Origin of the sequence: Planococcus maitriensis, assembly GCF_003289925.1 — a bacterium.
GTDB classification, from domain to species: Bacteria; Bacillota; Bacilli; order Bacillales_A; family Planococcaceae; genus Planococcus; species Planococcus maitriensis.
Window position 1 is genome coordinate 35261 of sequence record NZ_QLZQ01000005.1, and the last position, 21366, is coordinate 56626.

At 46.4% G+C, this 21366-nt stretch carries 20 protein-coding genes; 19 read left to right on the plus strand and 1 reads right to left on the minus strand.

The window, feature by feature from the left end; translation table 11 throughout:
- Positions 1–3 precede the first annotated feature (3 nt).
- The 12 genes from walK to DP119_RS11720 all read left to right on the plus strand — a co-directional run bounded on the left by walK (position 4) and on the right by DP119_RS11720 (position 12625).
- Positions 4–1830: a cell wall metabolism sensor histidine kinase WalK gene (gene walK, locus DP119_RS11665; RefSeq protein ID WP_112233341.1), complete on the plus strand. Its 1827-nt coding sequence runs from the start codon at positions 4–6 to the stop codon at positions 1828–1830.
- The gene (locus tag DP119_RS11670) at positions 1821–3146 is read left to right on the plus strand and encodes a YycH family regulatory protein (RefSeq protein ID WP_240616429.1); all 1326 of its coding nucleotides are present in this window, start codon (positions 1821–1823) and stop codon (positions 3144–3146) included. Before walK ends, DP119_RS11670 begins: the two co-directional genes overlap by 10 nt.
- Positions 3133–3936, plus strand: a complete 804-nt coding sequence (locus DP119_RS11675) for a two-component system regulatory protein YycI (RefSeq protein ID WP_112233342.1) — start codon at positions 3133–3135, stop codon at positions 3934–3936. Before DP119_RS11670 ends, DP119_RS11675 begins: the two co-directional genes overlap by 14 nt.
- Positions 3937–3949: 13 nt before the next feature.
- A complete protein-coding gene (locus DP119_RS11680; RefSeq protein ID WP_112233343.1) occupies positions 3950–4738 on the plus strand; it encodes an MBL fold metallo-hydrolase in 789 nt (262 codons plus the stop codon).
- A gap of 493 nt (positions 4739–5231) precedes the next feature.
- Positions 5232–6434, plus strand: coding sequence for a S1C family serine protease (locus DP119_RS11685; protein WP_112233344.1), 1203 nt, complete (start codon positions 5232–5234; stop codon positions 6432–6434).
- A 315-nt stretch (positions 6435–6749) separates the two neighbouring features.
- The gene (locus tag DP119_RS11690) at positions 6750–6914 is read left to right on the plus strand and encodes a CxxH/CxxC protein (protein ID WP_112233345.1); all 165 of its coding nucleotides are present in this window, start codon (positions 6750–6752) and stop codon (positions 6912–6914) included.
- Positions 6915–7003: 89 nt separating this feature from the next.
- Positions 7004–7483 carry a 23S rRNA (pseudouridine(1915)-N(3))-methyltransferase RlmH gene (gene rlmH, locus DP119_RS11695; protein ID WP_112233346.1) on the plus strand — a complete coding sequence of 160 codons (480 nt, stop codon included), beginning with the start codon at positions 7004–7006 and terminating at the stop codon, positions 7481–7483.
- A gap of 41 nt (positions 7484–7524) precedes the next feature.
- Positions 7525–8562, plus strand: coding sequence for a hypothetical protein (locus tag DP119_RS11700; RefSeq protein ID WP_112233347.1), 1038 nt, complete (start codon positions 7525–7527; stop codon positions 8560–8562).
- Positions 8563–8709: 147 nt separating this feature from the next.
- The gene (locus DP119_RS11705) at positions 8710–9180 is read left to right on the plus strand and encodes a nucleotide-binding protein (protein WP_112233348.1); all 471 of its coding nucleotides are present in this window, start codon (positions 8710–8712) and stop codon (positions 9178–9180) included.
- A gap of 4 nt (positions 9181–9184) precedes the next feature.
- Complete coding sequence (locus DP119_RS11710; RefSeq protein ID WP_112233349.1) at positions 9185–10138, plus strand: TIR domain-containing protein; 954 nt, start codon at positions 9185–9187, stop codon at positions 10136–10138.
- On the plus strand, positions 10138–10341 hold the full coding sequence (locus DP119_RS11715; protein WP_112233350.1) for a hypothetical protein: 204 nt from the start codon (positions 10138–10140) through the stop codon (positions 10339–10341). The genes DP119_RS11710 and DP119_RS11715 overlap by 1 nt, the downstream gene beginning before the upstream one ends.
- Positions 10342–11116: 775 nt before the next feature.
- On the plus strand, positions 11117–12625 hold the full coding sequence (locus DP119_RS11720; RefSeq protein WP_112233351.1) for a DUF1846 domain-containing protein: 1509 nt from the start codon (positions 11117–11119) through the stop codon (positions 12623–12625).
- A gap of 246 nt (positions 12626–12871) precedes the next feature.
- On the opposite strand, the gene DP119_RS11725 is transcribed toward DP119_RS11720, so the two are convergent.
- A complete protein-coding gene (locus tag DP119_RS11725) occupies positions 12872–13621 on the minus strand; it encodes an SDR family NAD(P)-dependent oxidoreductase (protein WP_112233352.1) in 750 nt (249 codons plus the stop codon).
- A gap of 269 nt (positions 13622–13890) precedes the next feature.
- On the opposite strand from DP119_RS11725, the gene DP119_RS11730 reads away from it, so the two are divergent.
- The 7 genes from DP119_RS11730 to DP119_RS11760 all read left to right on the plus strand — a co-directional run bounded on the left by DP119_RS11730 (position 13891) and on the right by DP119_RS11760 (position 21363).
- Entirely contained in the window at positions 13891–14487 is a 597-nt protein-coding gene (locus tag DP119_RS11730) for a DUF4230 domain-containing protein (protein ID WP_112233353.1), read from the plus strand.
- Between the two features lie 159 nt (positions 14488–14646).
- Entirely contained in the window at positions 14647–15612 is a 966-nt protein-coding gene (locus DP119_RS11735) for a nucleoside hydrolase (protein ID WP_112233354.1), read from the plus strand.
- Between the two features lie 42 nt (positions 15613–15654).
- On the plus strand, positions 15655–16272 hold the full coding sequence (locus tag DP119_RS11740; RefSeq protein WP_112233355.1) for an NAD(P)-dependent oxidoreductase: 618 nt from the start codon (positions 15655–15657) through the stop codon (positions 16270–16272).
- Between the two features lie 140 nt (positions 16273–16412).
- Positions 16413–18026, plus strand: coding sequence for a DcuS/MalK family sensor histidine kinase (dcuS, locus tag DP119_RS11745; RefSeq protein WP_112233356.1), 1614 nt, complete (start codon positions 16413–16415; stop codon positions 18024–18026).
- The gene (locus DP119_RS11750) at positions 18019–18735 is read left to right on the plus strand and encodes a response regulator (RefSeq protein ID WP_101192073.1); all 717 of its coding nucleotides are present in this window, start codon (positions 18019–18021) and stop codon (positions 18733–18735) included. Before dcuS ends, DP119_RS11750 begins: the two co-directional genes overlap by 8 nt.
- 353 nt (positions 18736–19088) lie before the next feature.
- On the plus strand, positions 19089–20396 hold the full coding sequence (locus DP119_RS11755; RefSeq protein ID WP_112233357.1) for a 2-hydroxycarboxylate transporter family protein: 1308 nt from the start codon (positions 19089–19091) through the stop codon (positions 20394–20396).
- Positions 20397–20457: 61 nt separating this feature from the next.
- Positions 20458–21363: an AEC family transporter gene (locus DP119_RS11760; protein ID WP_167399226.1), complete on the plus strand. Its 906-nt coding sequence runs from the start codon at positions 20458–20460 to the stop codon at positions 21361–21363.
- Positions 21364–21366: the final 3 nt, after the last annotated feature.

Here is a 21366-nt window from a genome sequence, read left to right on the forward strand (position 1 = left end):
CGGATGCTGAAAACTAGTTTTTTTAAGTCGATCCATGTGAAATTTGTACTGATCTATATTTTGCTGATCTTGCTGGCGATGCAGATCATCGGCCTTTATTTTTCCGAGCAGCTCGAACAAACGCTGCGCGGGAATTTCGAGGATTCGATTGTTGACCGGATGGAAATCATCGAATTCAGCGTGAGGGAGGAAATGATCCGCAACCGGACCGAAGAGGACCTGACCATCGAGCAGAGCCTCCGGTCGGTCCTTTCTAATTTTAATTCACAGGACATCAATGAAATCCGTGTGGTCGATAACCGCTACCGGATTTTAGGGACGTCTCTCGGCGAGAACCAGTCGCTGGTCGGCCAGCGTTCGACGGATGACCAGATCCGCCGCTCCATTATCGGGGAGACGCTGCTCGAGCAAACATATCTCGACGGCAACCTGGAAGAGCGGGTATGGGTCCGGACCTTGCCGATCACGGCAGTGGGGGGCGAGATGCTCGGCACGCTGTATGTCAAGGCGGAAGTCGAGAATGTCTATAACCAAATGGATTCCATCAACTCGATTTTGCTGGTCGGGACAGCCATTGCGCTGGTCATTACGGCGGTGCTGGGCGTATTGGTCGCACAGACGATTTCACGGCCGATCGCTGACATGCGCAGGCAAGCGCAGGCGATGGCAAAAGGTAATTTCTCGCGTAAAGTACGCGTCTACAGCGAAGATGAAATCGGCCAGCTGGCCCGGGCCTTTAACCACTTGACGAACCGGCTGCAGGAATCCCAGCAGTCGACGGAAAGCGAGCGGCGCAAACTGGCCTCGGTGCTTGCCAATATGACGGATGGCGTACTTTCGACCGACCGCAGGGGGCGCATCATCTTAATTAATGAACCGGCATTGCAATTATTGAATGTTTCACGTGAAACAGTCATCAACCGGCCGGTCACTACGGTGCTCGGTTTGGATGAATCCTATACATTCGAAGACTTGATCGATATGCGCGATGCGATCACGCTTGATATCAGCTCACAGGATCAGGCGACGCTTCTGCGCACAACCTTCTCGGTCATCCAAAAAGAGACCGGATTTGTCAACGGATTGATCGCCGTCCTGCACGATAACACGGAGCAGGAGAAAATCGATATGGAGCGCCGCGAGTTCGTGGCAAACGTATCGCATGAACTGCGGACGCCGCTCACGACGATGCGCAGCTATTTGGAGGCGCTCGCTGACGGGGCGTGGCAGGATCCCGATCTCGCGCCGAATTTCCTCAACGTTACGCAGACCGAGACCGAGCGGATGATCCGCCTGGTCAATGATTTGCTGAAATTGTCGAAGATGGATTCAAGCGAAGCGGAGTTGAGCCGCGAAATGGTCGAATTCGGCGTCTTCTTCAACCGCATCATCGACCGTTTTGAGATGTCGAAATCCCAGAACGTGTCGTTCGAACGCAATGTGCCGAAATCACAGTATTTCGTGGAAATCGATACCGATAAATTGACGCAAGTCATCGATAATATCATTTCCAATGCCTTGAAATATTCTCCGGAAGGCGGCAAAATACGCTTTTCGGTCCGCGAGAAAGAAGGCGAATTGCTCGTTTCGATCAGCGATGAAGGAATGGGCATCCCGAAAGAAAACGTCGAGCGTATTTTCGACCGTTTCTACCGTGTGGACCGGGCGCGTTCGCGTGCCATGGGCGGCACGGGCCTTGGGCTTGCGATTTCGAAGGAAATGATCAATGCCCACGGCGGCACGATCTGGGCAGAAAGCCAGTACGGCAAAGGGACTTCGATTTATTTCACCTTGCCATATGAAATCGATGATGGAGGTGAATGGGATTGAAGTATTTGGAGCATGTAAAATCCGTTGCCCTATTTCTCCTGATTTTGCTCAGCCTGGCGCTGACCTTCACCATTTGGACGTTCACCCCGTCGCTTGAGGAGATTGAAACGCCCACGCAAGTGGATGTATCGATCGGTGATAAGCGCAGTGCAGATGAAGTCGTACGGCCAGTGAAAGTACTGTATCACCACGAAGATGAAGTGACCGGCACGTTCTCCCAAACGGAAATCGAGACGATGCTGGAAACCATCCAGCAATGGAAGATTTCCGATGTCCAGCTATTCGAAGAAGAAGCGGGGACAGAAGTGCTTAAGCAATACTTACAAGAACCGGGGCGCACCGTATTGTATTATCCAGGTGCCGTGCCGTTTCCTGTATTTGACGTCATTATGGACATCACCGACAATAATCTGCCGGAATCGACCTTTAACCGCGTCGTTATTGAGTGGGGAACAGAAGATGATCCCGAGTCCGTCATTTACTTCATCAATACCGGCTCTGGCCGGATTTATGAAGCGCAAGTAGCGGAAACGGAGCTGATAGCGTTCCGCGGCGATTACGTGCAGCAATCAGAAGAGTACGATCATTATGTCACGGATCCGCGTATCGGAACCTTGCCGGTATTCGTGCCGGAAGAGCCGCTAGAAAAAACGAGCTTTGATTACCTGCTCGAAGAAACTTCGGCATCCACGTTTGCAGACGCCATCATGGACAGCCCGACCGCTGAATTTGCGGGGGACCTGCAAAGCGAGGAATTTACGGATGACTCGGGCGCGATCATGCGCGAGCTGGAGAGCCAGAAAAGCATCAATTATGTGCAGCCGAAAGCGGAAACCTCCGATCCTGCGATTCCGTCCGATCTCGTCTTCAACTCGGTCAACTTCGTCAATGAACATGGCGGTTGGACCGATCAATACGTATATTTCGGCATGAAGTCGGCCAACCAGCAAATCAGCTATCAATTGTTCTTCGACGGCTCGCCGGTCTTCAGCAATACGACGGCGGTGAGCCTCGACGTCGAATGGGGCATAGACAACGGGGTCGAGCAAGCGTTCCGCTACAGCCGCCCGACCTACTTGCTCGATTCGGTGGCAGAAACCCGGCCGGTCGAGATGGCGTCTGGCGAAGCGGTCATGGAAGCTTTGGCACGCCTCGATATGGACCTGTCGACGATTGAAGCGGTGACCATCGGCTACGAATTGACTGAGGAAGACCCCTTGATTACGTTCCAGCCCGCTTGGTATTATAAAACGAATGGCAAATGGACACGGCTATCTGACGAATCAGTAGGAGGCGTGAAGCTTGGATTGGAGTAAAACAAAAACCATTTTCATCATTGTCTTTTCGATCCTCAATGTCTTCTTGTATTCGCTATATATCGACCGCTATACGGAAGCGGAACGGATTGAACTGCTCCCGGAATCGACCATCGATGAAAAATTGCGCGGCGATAATATCACGTATTCGGCCTTGCCGGATTCATCGGAAGATAAGCCTTATGTACGCGGCGAATCGAAATCGTTCTCCGAAACCGAAGTGGACATTGACGGTGTCGCCAATGTCCTGGAGGAACGTATGCTGCAAATCACTTATGATGAGCCGGTCGCCATAGAAGGCGATAAAGAAGAAGCGCTGCAGGCATTCATTGATGAAGAAGTTCCGGAAAGCTCGGAATACACGCTCTGGAAAATCGATGAAGACCAGAACCAGGCCGTCTTTTTCCAGCAAATCACAGGGGTCCCGCTATTCCACAGCAAAGGCGGCCAATTGACCGTGTTCTGGGATGAGAATGATGCGATTATCGGATTTGAGCAGACCTTGTTCGACAATATCATCGAAAATGAAGAGCAGAAGAAATTGATTTCCCCGCTTCAGGCGATCCACACTTTGTATCAGAAGAGCTTGCTGGCGACCAACAGCCGCATCGTGGAAGCCGAACTTGGCTATTCCACGCATGTGCAAGTATCGGAGAACCGGCAGATGTTCGTCCCGACCTGGCGCATCCGTGTCAAGGACTCCGATGGGGAGGAAGCGGACCATTTCGTCAATGCCATCAAGGATGGTGTCATTGAATTGAACAAACAGAACGAGGAAACAGCAGAGTAAGGAGATTTTAACTATGCGCTTCAGTGTATTGGCCAGCGGTTCGACTGGCAATGCCATCTATATAGAAAACGACGAGCATGCGTTTTTAGTGGACGCGGGTCTCAGCGGCAAGAAATTGGAGTCGTTATTCGCTTCCATCGGCCGCGATATGGGCAAGCTCGACGGCATTCTTGTCACACATGAGCATAGCGATCACATTAAAGGGCTCGGCATCGCCGCCCGCCGGCATAAAGTGCCGATCTACGCCAATGCCAAAACCTGGACGGCGATGGACGGGCTGGTCGGGGAAATCCCGGTCGAACAGCGTTTCCATTTCGATATGGAGACGGTGAAATCATTCGGCGGGCTCGACATCGAATCGTTCGGCGTGTCGCATGATGCGGCGGACCCGATGTTCTACGTGTTCCACGAGAACGGCCGGAAGCTCGCGCTCATCACCGATACGGGCTATGTCAGCGACCGCATGAAAGGCATCATCGGCGCGTCCGATGCCTATGTGTTCGAGAGCAACCACGACATCGGCATGCTGCAGATGGGCCGCTACCCGTGGTCGGTCAAACGGCGCATCCTGAGCGATGTCGGGCACGTGTCGAATGAAGACGCGGCGGTGGCGATGTCGGAAGTGCTCGCGGAGAAGCCGACGCGCATCTATTTGTCGCATTTGAGCAAAGACAACAATATGAAAGACCTCGCGCGCATGAGCGTCGAGCAGACACTGCAGACGAAAGGCATCATCGTCGGCGATTACGTCGATTTGTTCGATACGTCTCCGACCGAAGCGACGCCTTTGGTAGTGGTGTGAATAGATGTAGAGGAGAGACTGTCCCAGAAGCCTTAGATACGGCTTGTGGGGCAGTCTTTTTTTATAGCCGCTGATGTCCATGAAAGTGGACGATTTCCGGCCCACAGGATGTGGGTCATGCAGCTGGCGCGTTCTCGCATTTAGCCGCTGATGCTCATTGCGGCGGACGCTTTCCGCGGGCATGGCCTCAGCCGCTTCCTTCGCTTCGCTCAGTCCAGGGTCTTCGGCTCATGTCGCTCCGTCGCGTTGCTCCGTCACTGCTCCCGCAGGAGTCGCCGCCTCCATTCCCCTCAGCTAGTGTGGAATGAATATAGAGAGCGCAGCAACAATTGTAGGAAGTATCATCTTACTACGCTGCGGCCAATCACCCAGTTAAAAGTGTACAAAGTAAGTTGAATGACAATCTTCTAGCGTACTCATACAGGGAGGATTGCTTGCATTTTAGCGGGTACATCTTATGATAAAAAGAGAGACATAAGAGAGGATGGAGGCTATGGGTTATTACAATCAAACGCCGAACGGCAGGCAGCCGAAGCCGAGCCGTTCAGGCAGTTTCTTTGCAGGGATTTTCGGCGTGCTGGTCGGGGCGCTATTGATGTGGCTGTTGTTTTCACAGGCTCCGGGCTTATTGCCGGGGACGGTTTCAACGGATTCCGGCACCCAGATCCAGCAGCAAAACCGGGAGCAGCAAGGCGCGTCGCTCGATATCACGACCGACGTGACGAAAGCGGTCGACGAGGCGTCGGATGCGGTGGTTGGCGTATCGAATCTCCAGACAGGCGGGGATTTCTTCTCGCAAAGCCAAGAACAGGCAGTCGGAACAGGTTCCGGTGTCATTTATAAAAGTGAAGGCGATACCGCGTACATTGTGACCAACCATCACGTGGTCGACGGTGCGAGCGGCATCGAAGTGACATTGTCCGACGGGACGAAAGTCGAGGCGCAAGTGGTCGGCAGCGATATTTGGACCGATCTGGCGGTCCTTGAAATGAGCAACGACAAAGTTCAGGACGTCGTGGAACTGGGAGATTCAGATGCGCTGAAGCGCGGCGAAGCGGTCATCGCAATCGGCAACCCGCTCGGCCTTGAATTCTCGGGTTCGGTGACGAGTGGTGTCGTATCAGGCACTGACCGGGCAGTGCCGGTTGACCTGGACGGCGACGGAACGGAAGACTGGCAAGCGGAAGTCTTGCAGACGGATGCGGCGATCAACCCAGGCAATAGCGGAGGCGCGCTCGTCAATTTGGCTGGTCAATTGATCGGCATCAACTCGATGAAAATCGCCACTTCGCAAGTCGAAGGCATCGGCTTCTCGATCCCGATCAACTCGGCACTGCCGGTCATCAATCAACTCGAAGCGACCGGTGAAATGGTGCGCCCGGCAATGGGCATTACGCTGATCGATTTGGCGCAAGTGCCGAATGCATACCGTGAAGATACGTTGAATTTGACGGAAGACATCACAGCGGGCGTCGTCGTCAGCTCAGTAGTCCCGTCTTCTGCAGCGGATGAAGCGGGCATGCGCCAATACGATGTCATCGTCGAGATGGATGGGCAAGCTATCGAGGATATCATCGAATTGCGCAAGCATCTCTACAACGAAAAGCAAATCGGGGATATGCTGCAAGTAAAAGCATACCGGAACGGCGAATTGCTCGAATTCGAGCTTGAACTCACCGATAATTCCACATTGTAAGATCCAGCAGTTCCAACCGGTGTTTTATTCACCGGTTGGAACTGCTTTTTTCATTTCCGCAAATGAAAGGGAGAAACAAAAATCAGCTGAATATTATACACTTCGGAGCCCGAATTTTTAGCCTGAATGGGGCAAATGTTCGGGAAAAAGACGTGTGGATAACTTTTTTGTTAAAAATCGATTGTCAACAATCCACAGGCAATAAAAGCTTCGCTATCCGTAGTGTTTTATATCTGTTAAAATGGATTGTGGATAAAAGGGAACGAAATGTGTATAACTGTGTGGAATATTCGGAAATCGGAAGGAGGCGTAAAAATGGAGCTGTATTGCTGCCAAACGCATGTGGGACAAGGGCTTGACGAATTTGTTGCCAAAACGGAAAGCTATCCTATACTGACGGAATTATCAGATAGCGAAAAGTTATCCACAAAGTGCAACTACTGTGAAGAACAGGCGTTGTATCTTGTGGCGGATAAATAAAATTCTACAAGATGTAGAAATGACTGTGGATATGTGCATAAAGTCTGTGGGCAACTTGTTTGTAAATTTCGTGTAAAGGGGGATAAGTTGTGAACATTTCCATTGTGACCGTCGGAAAACTGAAAGAGAAATACTTGAAAGCGGGCATTGCAGAATATGCAAAACGCTTAGGGGCTTATGCAAAAATTACGGAGATTGAAGTCGCGGACGAAAAAGCGCCGGAGCAATTGAGCGAAGCGGATATGGCCATCGTCAAAAAGAAAGAAGGCGAGCGCATACTCGCCAAGATCCCTCAGGACGCCTACGTCATCGCGCTGGCGATCGACGGCAAGATGAAGACCTCCGAGCAGCTCGCCAAAGACATGGAATCGCTCATGACTTACGGCCGCAGCAAAGTCGTCTTCGTCATCGGCGGATCGCTCGGCCTCCACGGCGAAGTGTTGAAGCGCGCGGATGAGAAATTGTCGTTCTCCAAGATGACGTTTCCCCATCAATTGATGAAATTGATCTTGCTGGAGCAGGTATATCGGGCTTTCCGGATTATGAAGGGTGAGCCTTATCATAAGTAGGTGAGGTTTTTTGTTGAATATTTAAAGGGGGAGAAACTTCTGTGGAATTCCATCTTTTAGAGAACGGAATCAATTCATTAAAAATAGGAATCAATTTTTACAATAAGTTTCAAGATTATTATTACGATACTGATACATCGGCATATGAATTTGATGAAAATAGTTATTTGAAACTTGCTTTATTAAATATCCATCATTCGGTAGAAATTCTTACAAAAAAGACTTTGAGCGATGTAAATGAACTACTTATTTATTCAGATATATCTTCTAAGTCAAATTTATTAGAATATATTAATTTTGAAAATGAAATAGTTGTACCACTTTATGAAGCATTAACAGTAGCAGACGCACAAGTTTATACAATAGATTATTCAGAATCAATAAAAAGACTAAAGGTGATTTTTGGTGGTATGAAAGAAGAGTATTTTGAAACTTTGATTGGCATAGGTCAACTTAGAAACCAAATAACTCATTTGGGGATTTCAAAACCCATAGATTCTCATACCATAGTTGGCGCAATAAATAGAACTCTTGAATTTATAAAATCATTTTTTTTAGAATTTAGACAGCTATCAGAAAATCAATTACTTATAGGGGAAATCGAACTTTCTTATTTAAATGGTTCACGTGTAGAAGAGTGGATATGGAGAAGTGTAATGGCTGAACAGTTTAAATTATTGTGTGATTTAGTTATTCAATCATGTGATTTTGTAAACAGTGAATATGAAAAGGAACTTCTAGAATTTAATATTCATGTTGAATCTGATATTACTATAAAACTAAAACAAGCAGAGGAAGAATCTTTTTTGCTGTGGTCTAGTAATTATCCAAATATTGATGCTACAATTTTCATGGGTGTCTCAAAGAATGGCAACGAAGAAGATGAAATCGTTGCCATTATCGATCATACAGAAAATAAGTACTTATATCTTTGTAAAAATCCCTATAAGTCTTATGATCACTATCCCTATTACAAAAAATTTTGGAAAAAAGATAAAAATACAATTAGAGTAGAAATGAATGTTGAAAACTTTTCGAAATTACTGAAAAATACTTTGCAACGTACAGGTATTTCTTGAATATAAAAATTTTTCGGAAAGATATATACGATTTATAAATTACTGAATTATTCTATTTATAAACATATCTAAGTATAGTACTCTAATAATAAAGAATTATCTAATTAATATTTAGTATTATTAATTTCATATATAAAGGAGACTAGAATGACTAGCCAAAAGCCATCAGTATTTATAGGTTCTTCAGTAGAAGGGTTGCAAATCGCAAATTCTATTCAGTTAAATTTACAGCATAATTATTATTCCACTGTTTGGACGCAAGGAATATTTGAACCATCAAGTACAACTCTAGACGATTTAATCAAAGCCTTAGACCAATTTGATTTTGCTATATTTGTGTTTAATCCAGAAGATGTATTAAACATGAGAGAAGAACTTAAAGAAACAGTTAGAGATAATGTGATTTTCGAAATGGGTCTATTTATAGGACGGATTGGAAAAGAAAGAACCTATTTTATCACTCCTCAAGGAAAGAACTTTCATCTTCCAACTGATTTAATTGGATTTAATCCTGCAAAGTATGACGCAGAACATCCAAACATTGAAGCGGCTGTCGGTGCTGCTACTACTCAAATAAAAACCAAGATGGACAGATTAGGAAAGCGAAAAACCGGGTAAATATATGTATAAACCTTTAATTTTTATTGGATGTTCTAAAGACGGACAACACTTAGCAAATGCGGTGCAAGTATCTTTGTCCGAATCTTCTCATACAATTATAGAAAATCAATGTGTTGGTTCTCCTATGCAGAACAAGATAGACCTTATTTCAGAAAAATTAAAAGAAGTAGAATATGGAATAGTAGTTTTTACAAAAAAAGACTTGGAAGAGTTTAATAAAGATATAATTTTCTTAATAGGATTTATGAAGGGTCAATTAGGAAGAAACAGGTTCACGATTTTAATGCCCGAAGGTGAAAGTATAGACTCTATTTCTAGTTATCTATATGGTCTTGAACCTCTAAGATACGATTTAGCACATCCAAACATTACAGCTTCAGTTGGGCCTGCATCTCACGCAATTTCCATATATGTAAACCAACTTGATGAGAGAATAACAGAAAACGATTACTTAGTATTGGAAAATAAAAAAAATCTTTTAAGAGAAGCTCTTGACAGCTATAATTGTACTAAAGACATATATAATCCATTTCTTGCTTGTTTAATAAATTGCTTTAATGTTAATAATAATTTTCTATACAATCCGAAGGTTCTTGGTGCTACACTTTTCACTCTAAATGACGAAGAGTTAGTTCAAATTGGAAGTGCAGGGAAAATTAAATCCAATCATAGATTTTTGGTTTCTGATTCTGAGAAGTTTGTAGTAAAGTGCTTCGAAAAACAAGAATTAACTTTAGGAGAAAAAAAGGATCGAATAAAAGAGGAAAACGAAAGCTCATCTGTAGAATATATTTTTTGTGTTTCTGTAGGAGTTAATTCAGTTCTTACTATACACATATATTCTAAAAGAAGTATTTCTAGCAAAGATTTTGAAAACTTACTAAAAGAATTAGAAAAAAAGAATGCTGGTTATATATCAATTTTAAATTTACTTTTGAAAGGGAGGAGTTCTTGATGAAAAGAAAATTGAGATCAAAAAATAAACTATGGAAAACTAATAGTGATGCTGACATAATTATAGTTTCATCAAGAGGTAATAAAGTAAACTATACTCCAATTGAAGTAAAATTATATGATGGACCGACTATTTGTGATACAAATGGAAATGTAAGAATAGTTGCTTCGAAAAAACCTAACTTAGAATTGTACACTATATAACTATATTCTTAAGAGTTTTAAAAAAAACAATTTTAAATTGTATGCGATAAATTGTGTTGCTCGATGGACATGAGCTAGGTATTGTTCCTAAACTCATGTCTTTTTTAATTTCTCATATCATTCTTAGTTACAACAAACAGTACTTAAAATTATTTGATGGATATATCGATACGCTAATTTTTTAATGTTGTGAGTGAGGAAGCTTATAGTATCTGTTTAAAGACATTTAAATAATAACTTTTAAAAGTCTTTCATTAATATTAATTGTAAAGTACAGGAGCTGTAAAAAAATTAGAAAGAAAATTGAGAGGTCTTTAAATCCTTTGCTCAACTGATACTTTAGAAACCTCACTTAGATACACTACGAAGAGCCGTACCATAAGTGAATGAGGTGTATCCTATTAAATAAAGTCTAACTTATACATGACTTGTCCAACTGCTAAAGACAATCCGGTTATTAAACTGAATTGTCATGCTTTCTTTAAACCGATAAATCAAATTAATTCAGTTATTGAAACGATCCAAGAGAAGCGGAATTTCATCGTTTGGATATGCTAACATTGATTTGAGTTCTGTTAATTTAGTTGAATGTATCCTCGGTGAGGCCACTGCGCTTTTTAGGATAAGCCGCTCAATGAAGCAATTGGACCGATTTACTTTTTTTTTCAAAAATCTATAATGATAAAGGATAGATTTTTATTGGTACTTTCTCTTAATGCGTTTTTATATACTGGATAAGAGAAAACTTGAAGCATAGAAGGCGGGACTGAAATTAATGAAAAAAATTGGATTTGATTCGGAGAAATATTTGCAAGAACAATCAGCCTACATCCTGGAACGGGTGCAGCAGTACGATAAACTTTACTTGGAATTTGGCGGAAAATTGATCGGAGACAAGCATGCCAAGCGTGTGTTGCCTGGATTTGATGAAGATGCCAAAATCAAACTATTGCATACACTGAAAGAAAAGGCGGAAATCATCATCTGTGTCTACGCTGGAGACATCGAACGAAACAAAGTCCGTGAAGATTACGGCATCACTTATGACCAAGATGTCCTGCGCTTAATCGATGAATACCGGGCATACGGCATTTCTGTCAACAGTGTCTTGATCACCCGTTACCAGGGGCAGCCAACAGTCAAAGTATTTATGACAAAGCTTGAGAGAAGCGGAATTAGCGTCTGTATTCACCGCGAAATCGAAGGTTATCCGGCAAACGTGGAGGCGGTCCTTGGGGAAGAAGGATTTGCGACAAATCCTTATATTAAAACGACAAAGCCGATTGTGGTAGTAACGGCCCCTGGCCCGGGCAGCGGAAAGCTCGCCACCTGCCTTAACCAAATGTACCATGAGAACAAATTGGGGAATGAAGCCGGCTATGCCAAGTTTGAGACTTTTCCGGTTTGGAACTTGCCGTTAAAGCACCCGGTAAATATCGCTTATGAAGCGGCTACCGTCGATTTAAAAGACGTAAACATGATTGATAATTATCATTATGAAGCATACGGCAAAGTTGCGGTCAATTACAATCGCGATATTGAGACGTTTCCTGTCATCAAACGGATTATTGAGAGGATTACCGGCAAAGCGTCTGTTTACAGCTCACCGACTGATATGGGGGTTAATCGCCTGAAATCGGGCATCACGGATGATAGCGTGGTTCAGGAAGCTGCCAAGCAGGAAATCATTCGTCGCAGTTTCGTCGTAGAGAACGATTATAAAAAAGGGCTTGCCGATGAAGACAGTGTACGCCACATGCAAGTGATTCTGGAAGAGACCGGTTTAAAGAAAGAGGATCGGGCACCTGTATTGCCGGCCCGTAATTATGCGAAAGCCATCCAAGCGCAAATTGACAGCACGAATTTACAAGCCGTAATTGCGATAGAACTGCCGAATGGCGAGATGATCACCGGTCGAACGACCACTTTGATGGACGCTTCGGCAGCCGCGATTCTGAATGGGTTGAAGAAATTGACCAATATTTCCGATGAAATTGATTTGTTGTCGCCGATGATTCTACAAACGATTCAACGGTTGAAAACCGATGACTTGAATAGCCGCGTCCCGACATTAAGCGCCAATGAAGTGCTCATTGCACTGGCAATCAGTGCGGTCACCAATCCTACTTCAGAGCTGGCTTATAAGCAATTGCCACATTTAAAAGACACCCAAGCCCATTCCACGGTTATATTGAATAGAGAAAACGAACAGACCTTCAAGAAGCTTGGAATCGACATCACCAATGATCCGGTATATCCAACTGAAAACCTGTATTACAATTAAATTTTAGAAAACACCTGCCTTTTTCTCCTTCCATAGAAGCCTGAGACGGATGTATTTTCATTTATAGCATTTACTGAAAAGGTTCATTCTTCTTTTAATGAGAAGAATGAACCTTTTTGCTTTATTGAATCAATCCAGCGCTACTTGTGAAAGACTGTAAAAAAACAACTTTACTTCATCCGACAGGAAAATAAAGCTCTCTACAGTAAATGGTTAAATTAATCCTATCTTGTTTCCTAAATCTATTTATTTTAAAGAATACCCACCATCTACAACGATTTCCGCGCCGTTTATATAAGATGCTTTATCTGAAGCTAAAAATAGCACGACTTCTGCGATCTCGCTTGGTTTCCCGTAGCTTCCTCTCGGGTGTCCCTGTGATTGTTTGTCATAATTCTCTTTTCCGCCATATGCTTTAATGGCCAGGTCGGTTTCTGTTGGGCCAGGGGAGATGCAGTTAACCCGGATTCCTTGATTGGCAAAGCGCAGTGCGGTGCTTTGGGTCATCGCGACAACGGCTGCTTTGGTTCCGCTATAAGCTGGCAGCATCGGATTGACCTTATCGTTTCCAAGGATCGCCGCATTATTAATCACGACGCCATTTTTTTGCTTGCCCATCACGGCTAAAGCATATTTCATGTAGAGGAAGATCGCCGTTTGATTGACGGCAATCAACTGATTCCAGTCCTCTAACTTTACGCGAGACAATGGGCCCATTCCGATAGAGAGAACACCGGCATTGTTGAAGAGAATATCGACAGTACGCCCATCGGCTTCAAGTGTGTTAAAAAAGCTTTCAATTTCTTCCGGGTTTTCGTTGTGGACTTCGTAAAAATGAGCTTTCCCGTCGCATTCCTTTCCCACCTGAGAGCCTTTGCCGCTGTCTCTTCCCGTAAAATGAACGCTAGCCCCTTCTTTGCAAAAGAAACGAACCACTTCCTTGCCAATTCCATCCGTTCCACCATTAACAACCACTACTTTGTTTTCGAACATCATCTGATCTCCTCCAAACGTCATAGTAAAGTCATAAAGAATTTGTAATCAGTATATAGCATTCGGATCACTGTAGGAAATTTGGATATCGCTACTCAAGGGCTAAGGAGAACTACTTATCATAATTAAATGATTTACCATGTTATTTTTTTCTATTTATTCAATTTTTAATATGTATAATAGTGTAAGAGATTGTTGAAATCTCTGAAATTATTCTGTAAGTACAAAGTGTTTTTCTATTAAATATAGAGAATAAACAAAGGGGATATAACATGAAAAAGTTAGCAGCAACTTTAGTATTGGGATTGGTTATCGGGGCAATTGGGGTGTTTGCATTCCTGCAAACAAATTTATTTGGATTCGCTGCCGACAGTAGCTCTCAAACTGGTTTGATCCAAGAGCAAATTGTAGAACTGTCGGAATGGACGACAGTAAAGTATGAGTACAAATACACAATCGTAAGCCGGACAGGTGAAAATAAAAATATTCCGTTCACGGATATCAATTTCGTGGAGGCAATAAAGTTAATCGAGTATACAGGATATTTGAAAGCAGGGTCAGACCTTTCGGGGCTAGAAATAAAAACTGATGATGGGGAAGAAAAAATATCCCTCAGGATTCCGAAAGCTAAAATACTCGATAATGTAGTAGATACTGAAAAAACGACAGTAGAAGATATCAAAGGCAATATCTTCTCAAACTATCCTACCCAGAAAGTTTTTGATGAAGTAAATGAAAACAAGGAACAGATTGAGGAAGAAAAAATCGACCAAGGCTTACTGGATGAGGCGGATCAGAGAACAGAAGAACTGTTGACTGATTTCTTGAACGCGCAAGGGTATAGTGAGGTCGCCATCGAATTTTATTAATAAAAATAAGCATGAAGCAATCGAGTTTAACAACTTCGATTGCTTCTTTTTGTATTATGCACAACTTAGTGACGAATGAAGACATTCGCTATCATTTCACTCCAAGCCCCGACTAGCGTAAAATCAAAACCAATAGATGAGAAAAGGTGGTTTTCAGGGATGGCCAGATTGCCGATAATTATCGATACGGACCCGGGGATTGACGATGCGATGATGCTCACTTTGGCGTTCGCGCATGATGACGCGTTGGACGTGCGCTTGGTGACGACGTGTTCGGGGAATATTTCGCAGGATAAGACGAATTATAATGCACGCACCTTCCTCAGTTATATCGGCGCACAGGTAGAAGTGGCGCGGGGTTTGGAGCAGCCGATGTTCCGCGAGCTCGAGATGGCGGAAGAGATCCACGGGGAGAGCGGGTTCGGCAATGTTGAGTTTCCGCCGCCGACTTTGCCAGTGAGCGAACGGCCGGCCGTGACCGCGATGCTCGAGACTTTGCTGGCGAGCGAAAGAAAAGTGACCATCGTGGCAACGGGCCCTTTGACGAATGTGGCGGCCTTATTATTGGCACATCCGGAAGTGAAGCCGAAAATCGAGCGCATTTCGTGGATGGGTGGAGCGGCAGTGGGCGGCAATATGTCGCCGTCCGCTGAATTCAATGCTTACGTCGACCCGCATGCGGTGGAAATCGTCTTCCGCTCGGGCGTTCCGATCGTCATGAGCGGTTTGGATGTGACGCATAAAGCATTCGTGACGCTGGAGGAAGCTCAGGGCATTTTGGCTATCGGCACGGAATTTGCGGAGAAGGCGTATGGCCTCGTTACGCATTATTTGGATGTTATCAAGAGAACTCCTTTTCATGAGGAGAATTACGACCAGGTGCTGCATTTCCACGACGTTTGTGCGGTTATGTATTTATTGAAACCGGAGTTGTTCGAAGGACAGGACTGCTTTGTGGAAGCATCGCTCGAAGGCATCACTGCCGGAGCGACAGTAGTGGATTTCACGAACCGGACAGGGGAGAAGCCGAATGTCCATGTTTTGCATAGTGTGGACCGGGAAGCGTTCGTTGCGGAATTCGTGAAAGCCGTAAAAGTCATTTCGGATCGCGTGGAATCTCGTTGATTCGACAGCTCGACAACTCATAAGAAAGCAAGGTGAAGCGTGATGAAAATCATCGTATTCGGGGCGACGGGCGGCGTGGGCCGATCGGTCGTCGAGCAAGCATTGGAGCACGGTTATGAAGTGACGGCGTTTGTGCGGACTCCGGACAAATTAAAAGTCACAGGCGACAAACTAACAGTGGTGCAGGGAGATGCGTTCCACGTGGAACAAGTGTCCGCAGCAATCGCCGGACAAGACGTGGTCGTGTCGTGTTTGGGTTCGAATCAAGGCATGAAAAAGTCGGATGATCTGCGAACGATGGCGAAAAATATCGTGGCGGGCATGCAAAAGCAGGGCGTTAGACGCATTGTCTACACAGCGTCTGCCGGAATTAACGATGAACTCCCGGGCATTGGCGGAAAGTTGATGATGGGCGTGCTGAAGCAGGTGTTAATCGATCACCGCGCCGCTGTCGATGCCATTCAAGAAGCAGGACTGAACTACACGATCGTTCGGCCGATGGGCTTGACCAACGAGAATGTTACAGGGCAGTACCGGGAATCTGAAGAAAGCGTGCCGAGCAAATCGAAGACCATTCCGCGCGCAGACGTGGCACATTTTATTTTGAAAACGCTGGGAGATGCAGCGTACGAAAACAAGTCGATCGGGATTGCGACGTGAATCATCGACACGCCAAGCAGCTGCATTCTTCATGCGGCTGTTTTTTGGTTCATTCCCCCGATTTTCTTTAGGGCGGATTTGGCTTATAGTAGAAACATCTGTTTACAAGAACTTTTCCGCAGTAAAGAATGAGGTGCATCATGGCGTTTTTGTCGCGATTTAAATTGAGTACGATCATTATCCTGTTTGTGTTATTGGTGGTGTTGGTGTCGCTCGTGATCACCAATCTGCTGGTGGCCGATACATCGGGCGACCGGATCGAGCAGCAGTTGGAAGATAAAGCCGTCAGTATTTCCCGGACCGCCGCAGAGTCGCAAGTGATTCGCCAAGGCTTGGAGAGGGAAGCGGCGGAAGCGAATATACAGGATTATGCGTTGGCCGTGCAACAAGCCGCAGATGTGTTGTTTGTCGTCGTCATGGACATGGACGGCATCCGCAAATCGCATCCGAATCCGGACAATATCGGCAAGGGGTTTGCCGGGGGCGATGAACGCCGTGTACTAGCAGGCGAGGAATACACGTCGCGTGCGGAAGGGACGCTCGGGCAATCGGTCCGAGCGTTCACGCCGGTGTTTGATCAAGACGATAAACAAATCGGCGCGGTCGCAGTCGGTATTTCCTTAGAGGAAGTGGAAGCGGCGATCGGGCAAAATCAAAAGACGCTTTGGATCGGGTCGTTAAGCGGTTTATTGTTCGGCATTATCGGCGCATTGTACTTGGCACGATATATTAAAAAGAGCCTGTTCGGCCTGGAACCTCCCGAAATTGCGCGCATCCATGAAGAACGCAACCAGATGCTTCATTCCGTTTACGAAGGCGTCATCGCGATCGATCAACATTCACGCATCATGCTCGCCAACCGGTCGGCGAGAGAGCTGTTCGAAAAAGCGGGCTTCACGGGCCGTGAGCCGATCGGCAAGGAGATCCATGACTTTCTGCCAGGCCTCAACACGCACCGTGTATTGCTTGAAAAACATACCGTTTTGGATGAAGAGCAGGAGCTCAATGGCCTGTCGATCTTGTCGAACCAAGTGCCTTTAGTGGTGAACGGTCAAGTGATCGGCGCGATGGTGACGTTCCGGGACAAGACGGAAATCGATTTGCTTGCCGAACAATTGACCGGCGTCGAGATGTATGCGGAAACGTTGCGGGCGCAATCCCACGAATTCATGAATCAACTGCATGTCTTGCTCGGCTTGATTAAAATGGAGCAATACGAGCAAGTTTCGCAGTTTATCGCAAAATTGGTCGACCACCAGGCTGTAGAAGTCGGCAATGTGACGCGCTCCATCAAGGATCCGGTGCTGGCAGGCTTTATCCTGGGGAAAATCAGTTTCGCGAGAGAAGCACAAGTGGAACTGATGATCAGCTGCGAGACCGATATCCCAAAACCGGACGACCCCGCGGTCACTCACGAGTTGATTACGATCATCGGCAATGTGGTCGACAACGCGATCGATAACGTCCAAGCGACTCACCAAAAGCGGGTGCACGCCGCATTTTCCTATATCGATGAATTGCTGACAATCACGATCAGCGATACAGGAACGGGGATCGATGAGGAATTGCAGGAAACGATGTTCTCAAAAGGCGTCTCCAGCAAGGAAGGCTACCACCGCGGATTCGGATTGCATTTGGTGAAAAATAGCGTAGACCAACTCGAAGGTTCGATTGAAGTGGCCTCCGAGAAAAACGAAGGTACGACATTCGAGTTGGTGCTGCCGTATGAAGCAAGGGGTGAAACAGATGATTAAGGTAATGATAGTAGAAGATGACCCAATGGTGGCTGCCTTGAACCGACAATTTGTCGGGCGCATGGACGGCTTTGAGGTGATCGGCGCCGCCGAAAACGCCCAGCAGGCCATCGCGATCCTCGCGGAGTCGGACATCGATTTGGTATTGCTCGACATCCACATGCCGGGCTTGACCGGCATCGAATTTTTGCAGATGCTCCGCGAACAACAGCAGGATCTCGACGTCATCTTGATCACGGCAGCTTCTGAAATCCAGCAAATCCAGCACGCCTTGAGGCTCGGGGCTTCCGATTATTTGATCAAGCCCTTCGAGTTCAGCCGTTTCCAGGAAGCGCTGCTGCAATACCAAAAACATTTCCATAAACTGAACGATAATAAACAAATCAGCCAGCAGGAAATCGACAGCCTGCTCGGCAGAAAACAGCCAGCCACTTCTACATCAGCCACGGTGCAATCATTGCCGAAAGGGCTGACAAAAGGAACGCTACAGACCATCCAGCAAGTGATCCTGGCGAACGAAGCTGCGGTGTTTTCAACAGATGAACTGGCGCAGTCAGCCCACATTTCCAGGGTCTCCGTCCGGAAATACCTGAAATTCCTCAGCGCCATCGGCTATTTGCAGGAAGATTTGACCTACGGCGTCGGCCGGCCTATCTATCAATACCGTGTGGCGCCGGAAAACGCACATCGTCTCGATCCTTATCTTTGAGGGTTAAGGTGGGGCTTTGGAAAACATTGCGTCATCTAATAGTTCAGTGAGATGTCTGAGTGTTTGGAGAAGCGTTTGCTCGACTCCAACGGAATAGCGAGACGACCGAGACCCCGCAAGCAGTGAAGCGGCTGAGGAGGCTTGGGCGCGAGCCCGTGGAAAGCGAGCAATAAGCTTCGGAAAATACGGTTTCGCGACACTCAAAAAAAGCAGCCAATGCGGGTGCTTTTTTTAATTACAATAAAATCAATACTTTCATAAGCTAGAAGTTGTCTGAAATTTGTCTAAAATATGAAATACATTGAAAGCGCTTACCTGAATAGCGCAAGCTCAAGAAAACGAGGTGTCCAACGATGAAGGAAACAAATAAGGTTCCGCCGCAGTTGCCGGCGAGAAATTTGAAAGACAAATTCACAATTTTTAACATGCCGTTTCTATGGTTCGCAGTTTTCGCGGTTATTGCGATTTATGCGATGTATACCGAAAACTTGCCGGCCGGCATGATCGGCGCGTTGCTAATTACCATGGTGCTCGGTGAATTATTGGGCTGGTTCGGCAATCATATGCCAATCGTCCGCACGTTCCTCGGAGGCGGCGCGATTGTCGCTATTTTCGGATCCGCTTATATGGTCTATAGTGGTCTTATGCCTGAAAGCACGACGGTGGGAATTACAGAATTCATGAAAGACGGCGATTTCCTCAACTTCTATATTGCGGCTTTGATTACCGGCAGTATTTTGGGAATGGAATCGAAGATCCTGGTGAAAGCGGGCGTCCGCTACGCCTTGCCATTGCTTGCTGCGGTCGCAGGAGCGGTTGGACTGGCTGCCTTAGTCGGAATGGTATTAGGCTTCAGCATCCAGGAAGCGGTGCTTGTCATCGCCATGCCGATCATGGGCGGCGGTATGGGGGCAGGCGCTGTGCCGATGTCTCAAGTCTATTCGGAAATGCTTGGCAATGAACCTGGCTATTATTTATCGATACTCGTCCCAGCTTTGGCGCTCGGGAATGTCTTCGCCATCATCTTGGCGAGTGTATTGAACTTGATCGGCGATAAATACCCGAGTTTGACGGGGAATGGCCAGCTGATCCGCAATTTTCATTATGAGAAAAAAGAAACGCCTAGCTACGATTTGGCGAAAATGGGCATCGGCGTCTTGGCTGCGGTGTCGTTCTATATTATAGGGAACTTATTGGGTGATTTTATCCCGCTTCATCCGTACGCGATCATGATCGTTTTGGTGGCAGCGCTCAAAGTTGCCAACGTCATGCCGGAAATTATCGTAGAAGGCGCGAGCCAGTGGTATGAGTTCGTGGCGCGCAACTGGACCAACGCCTTGCTAGTGGGCATTGGGGTCGCGTATACGGATCTCGAAGCTGTGCTGAATGCCTTGAGCATTCAATATGTGCTCATTGTCTTGGCAGTCGTTATCGGTGCCGTCGTTGGAGCAGGAGTCGTCGGGAAATTCATGGGCTTCTATCCGATCGAAGCGGCCATCACAGCAGGGCTATGCATGGCGAATATGGGCGGAACGGGCGATGTCGCGGTGCTGTCTGCGGCAAGACGCATGGAGTTGATGCCGTTTGCTCAAATTTCGTCCCGTCTCGGCGGCGCCTTGATCTTATTATTGGCCAGTATATTTATACCGTTTTTCATTTAATTAATTATAATCTGAGGGAGGGGAGAAATCCTTTCCCTCTTTCTGATGGAGAGTGAACGCCGTGATTGTCAGTGAAATCATCAATGTCATTTTGCCGGTCTTTATTTTGCTCGGCATCGGCTTTTTTGTTGGCCGATTCATGGACATCGAAAAGAAGCCAGTATCGGATTTGTGCATCTACGTGTTCAGCCCGGCCTTATTTTTCCATTCCGTCACGACGTCTTCGCTGGATTTGGGGGATTTAGGAAGAATTGTGCTGTTTGCCGTATTGTTATTCGCTCTCTTTGCCGTGCTCATTAAGCTTCTTGGAATCGTATTTGGGTGGACTCTGTCGTATCGCAATACGATGATGCTCGCGAGCGCATTTCCGAACACCGGGAATTACGGCTTGCCGATCGTGTTTTTCGCTTTCGGGGACGAGGGGATGGCAATCGCTATTATTTACGTCGTCATGCAATCCTTACTGATGAATTCGGCTGGCATCTTTTATGCATCAAACCATGACGATGTGTCGAAGAAGGCGATTTTCATTACTATCATCCGTATGCCAGGATTTATTGCCATCACGATCGGGCTGGTTCTGAAAATAGCGGGCATCGGGGTGCCTGAGGCGCTCGGCAATGCCACGGGATTGCTCGGGCAGGCGGCGGTGCCGGTGCTGCTGACGCTACTCGGGATCACCTTGGCATCGATTCAGATCAAGACCGTGCTGAAGTTTATCGGGACGGCGGCTGTGTTGAAATTGGCTGCGTTCCCGGCGATCGCGTTCGTGCTGCTGGCCTGGCTGTATCCGGGAGGGTCGCTGGAAGCGAAGGTGTTGCTCATTTCTGCGGCAACTCCGGCGGCTGCCACGACGACGCTTTTGGCCATCAAATTCAATATGAACCCGGACATGGTATCGAGCGCAATGTTCGTCAGCACCTTGGCGAGCATCGTTACCATTCCGGCATTGCTGCTGATTCTTTAAAAT

Bases quoted from the DNA above. Each gene is read 5' to 3' on its own strand.
- walK (WP_112233341.1), top strand. From the start codon at position 4: ATGCTGAAAACTAGTTTTTTTAAGTCGATCCATGTGAAATTTGTACTG.
- DP119_RS11670 (WP_240616429.1), top strand. From the start codon at position 1,821: ATGGGATTGAAGTATTTGGAGCATGTAAAATCCGTTGCCCTATTTCTC.
- DP119_RS11680 (WP_112233343.1), top strand. From the start codon at position 3,950: ATGCGCTTCAGTGTATTGGCCAGCGGTTCGACTGGCAATGCCATCTAT.
- DP119_RS11685 (WP_112233344.1), top strand. From the start codon at position 5,232: ATGGGTTATTACAATCAAACGCCGAACGGCAGGCAGCCGAAGCCGAGC.
- DP119_RS11690 (WP_112233345.1), top strand. From the start codon at position 6,750: ATGGAGCTGTATTGCTGCCAAACGCATGTGGGACAAGGGCTTGACGAA.
- DP119_RS11705 (WP_112233348.1), top strand. From the start codon at position 8,710: ATGACTAGCCAAAAGCCATCAGTATTTATAGGTTCTTCAGTAGAAGGG.
- DP119_RS11710 (WP_112233349.1), top strand. From the start codon at position 9,185: ATGTATAAACCTTTAATTTTTATTGGATGTTCTAAAGACGGACAACAC.
- DP119_RS11715 (WP_112233350.1), top strand. From the start codon at position 10,138: ATGAAAAGAAAATTGAGATCAAAAAATAAACTATGGAAAACTAATAGT.
- DP119_RS11720 (WP_112233351.1), top strand. From the start codon at position 11,117: ATGAAAAAAATTGGATTTGATTCGGAGAAATATTTGCAAGAACAATCA.
- DP119_RS11725 (WP_112233352.1), bottom strand. From the start codon at position 13,621: ATGATGTTCGAAAACAAAGTAGTGGTTGTTAATGGTGGAACGGATGGA.
- DP119_RS11730 (WP_112233353.1), top strand. From the start codon at position 13,891: ATGAAAAAGTTAGCAGCAACTTTAGTATTGGGATTGGTTATCGGGGCA.
- DP119_RS11735 (WP_112233354.1), top strand. From the start codon at position 14,647: ATGGCCAGATTGCCGATAATTATCGATACGGACCCGGGGATTGACGAT.
- DP119_RS11740 (WP_112233355.1), top strand. From the start codon at position 15,655: ATGAAAATCATCGTATTCGGGGCGACGGGCGGCGTGGGCCGATCGGTC.
- dcuS (WP_112233356.1), top strand. From the start codon at position 16,413: ATGGCGTTTTTGTCGCGATTTAAATTGAGTACGATCATTATCCTGTTT.
- DP119_RS11750 (WP_101192073.1), top strand. From the start codon at position 18,019: ATGATTAAGGTAATGATAGTAGAAGATGACCCAATGGTGGCTGCCTTG.
- DP119_RS11755 (WP_112233357.1), top strand. From the start codon at position 19,089: ATGAAGGAAACAAATAAGGTTCCGCCGCAGTTGCCGGCGAGAAATTTG.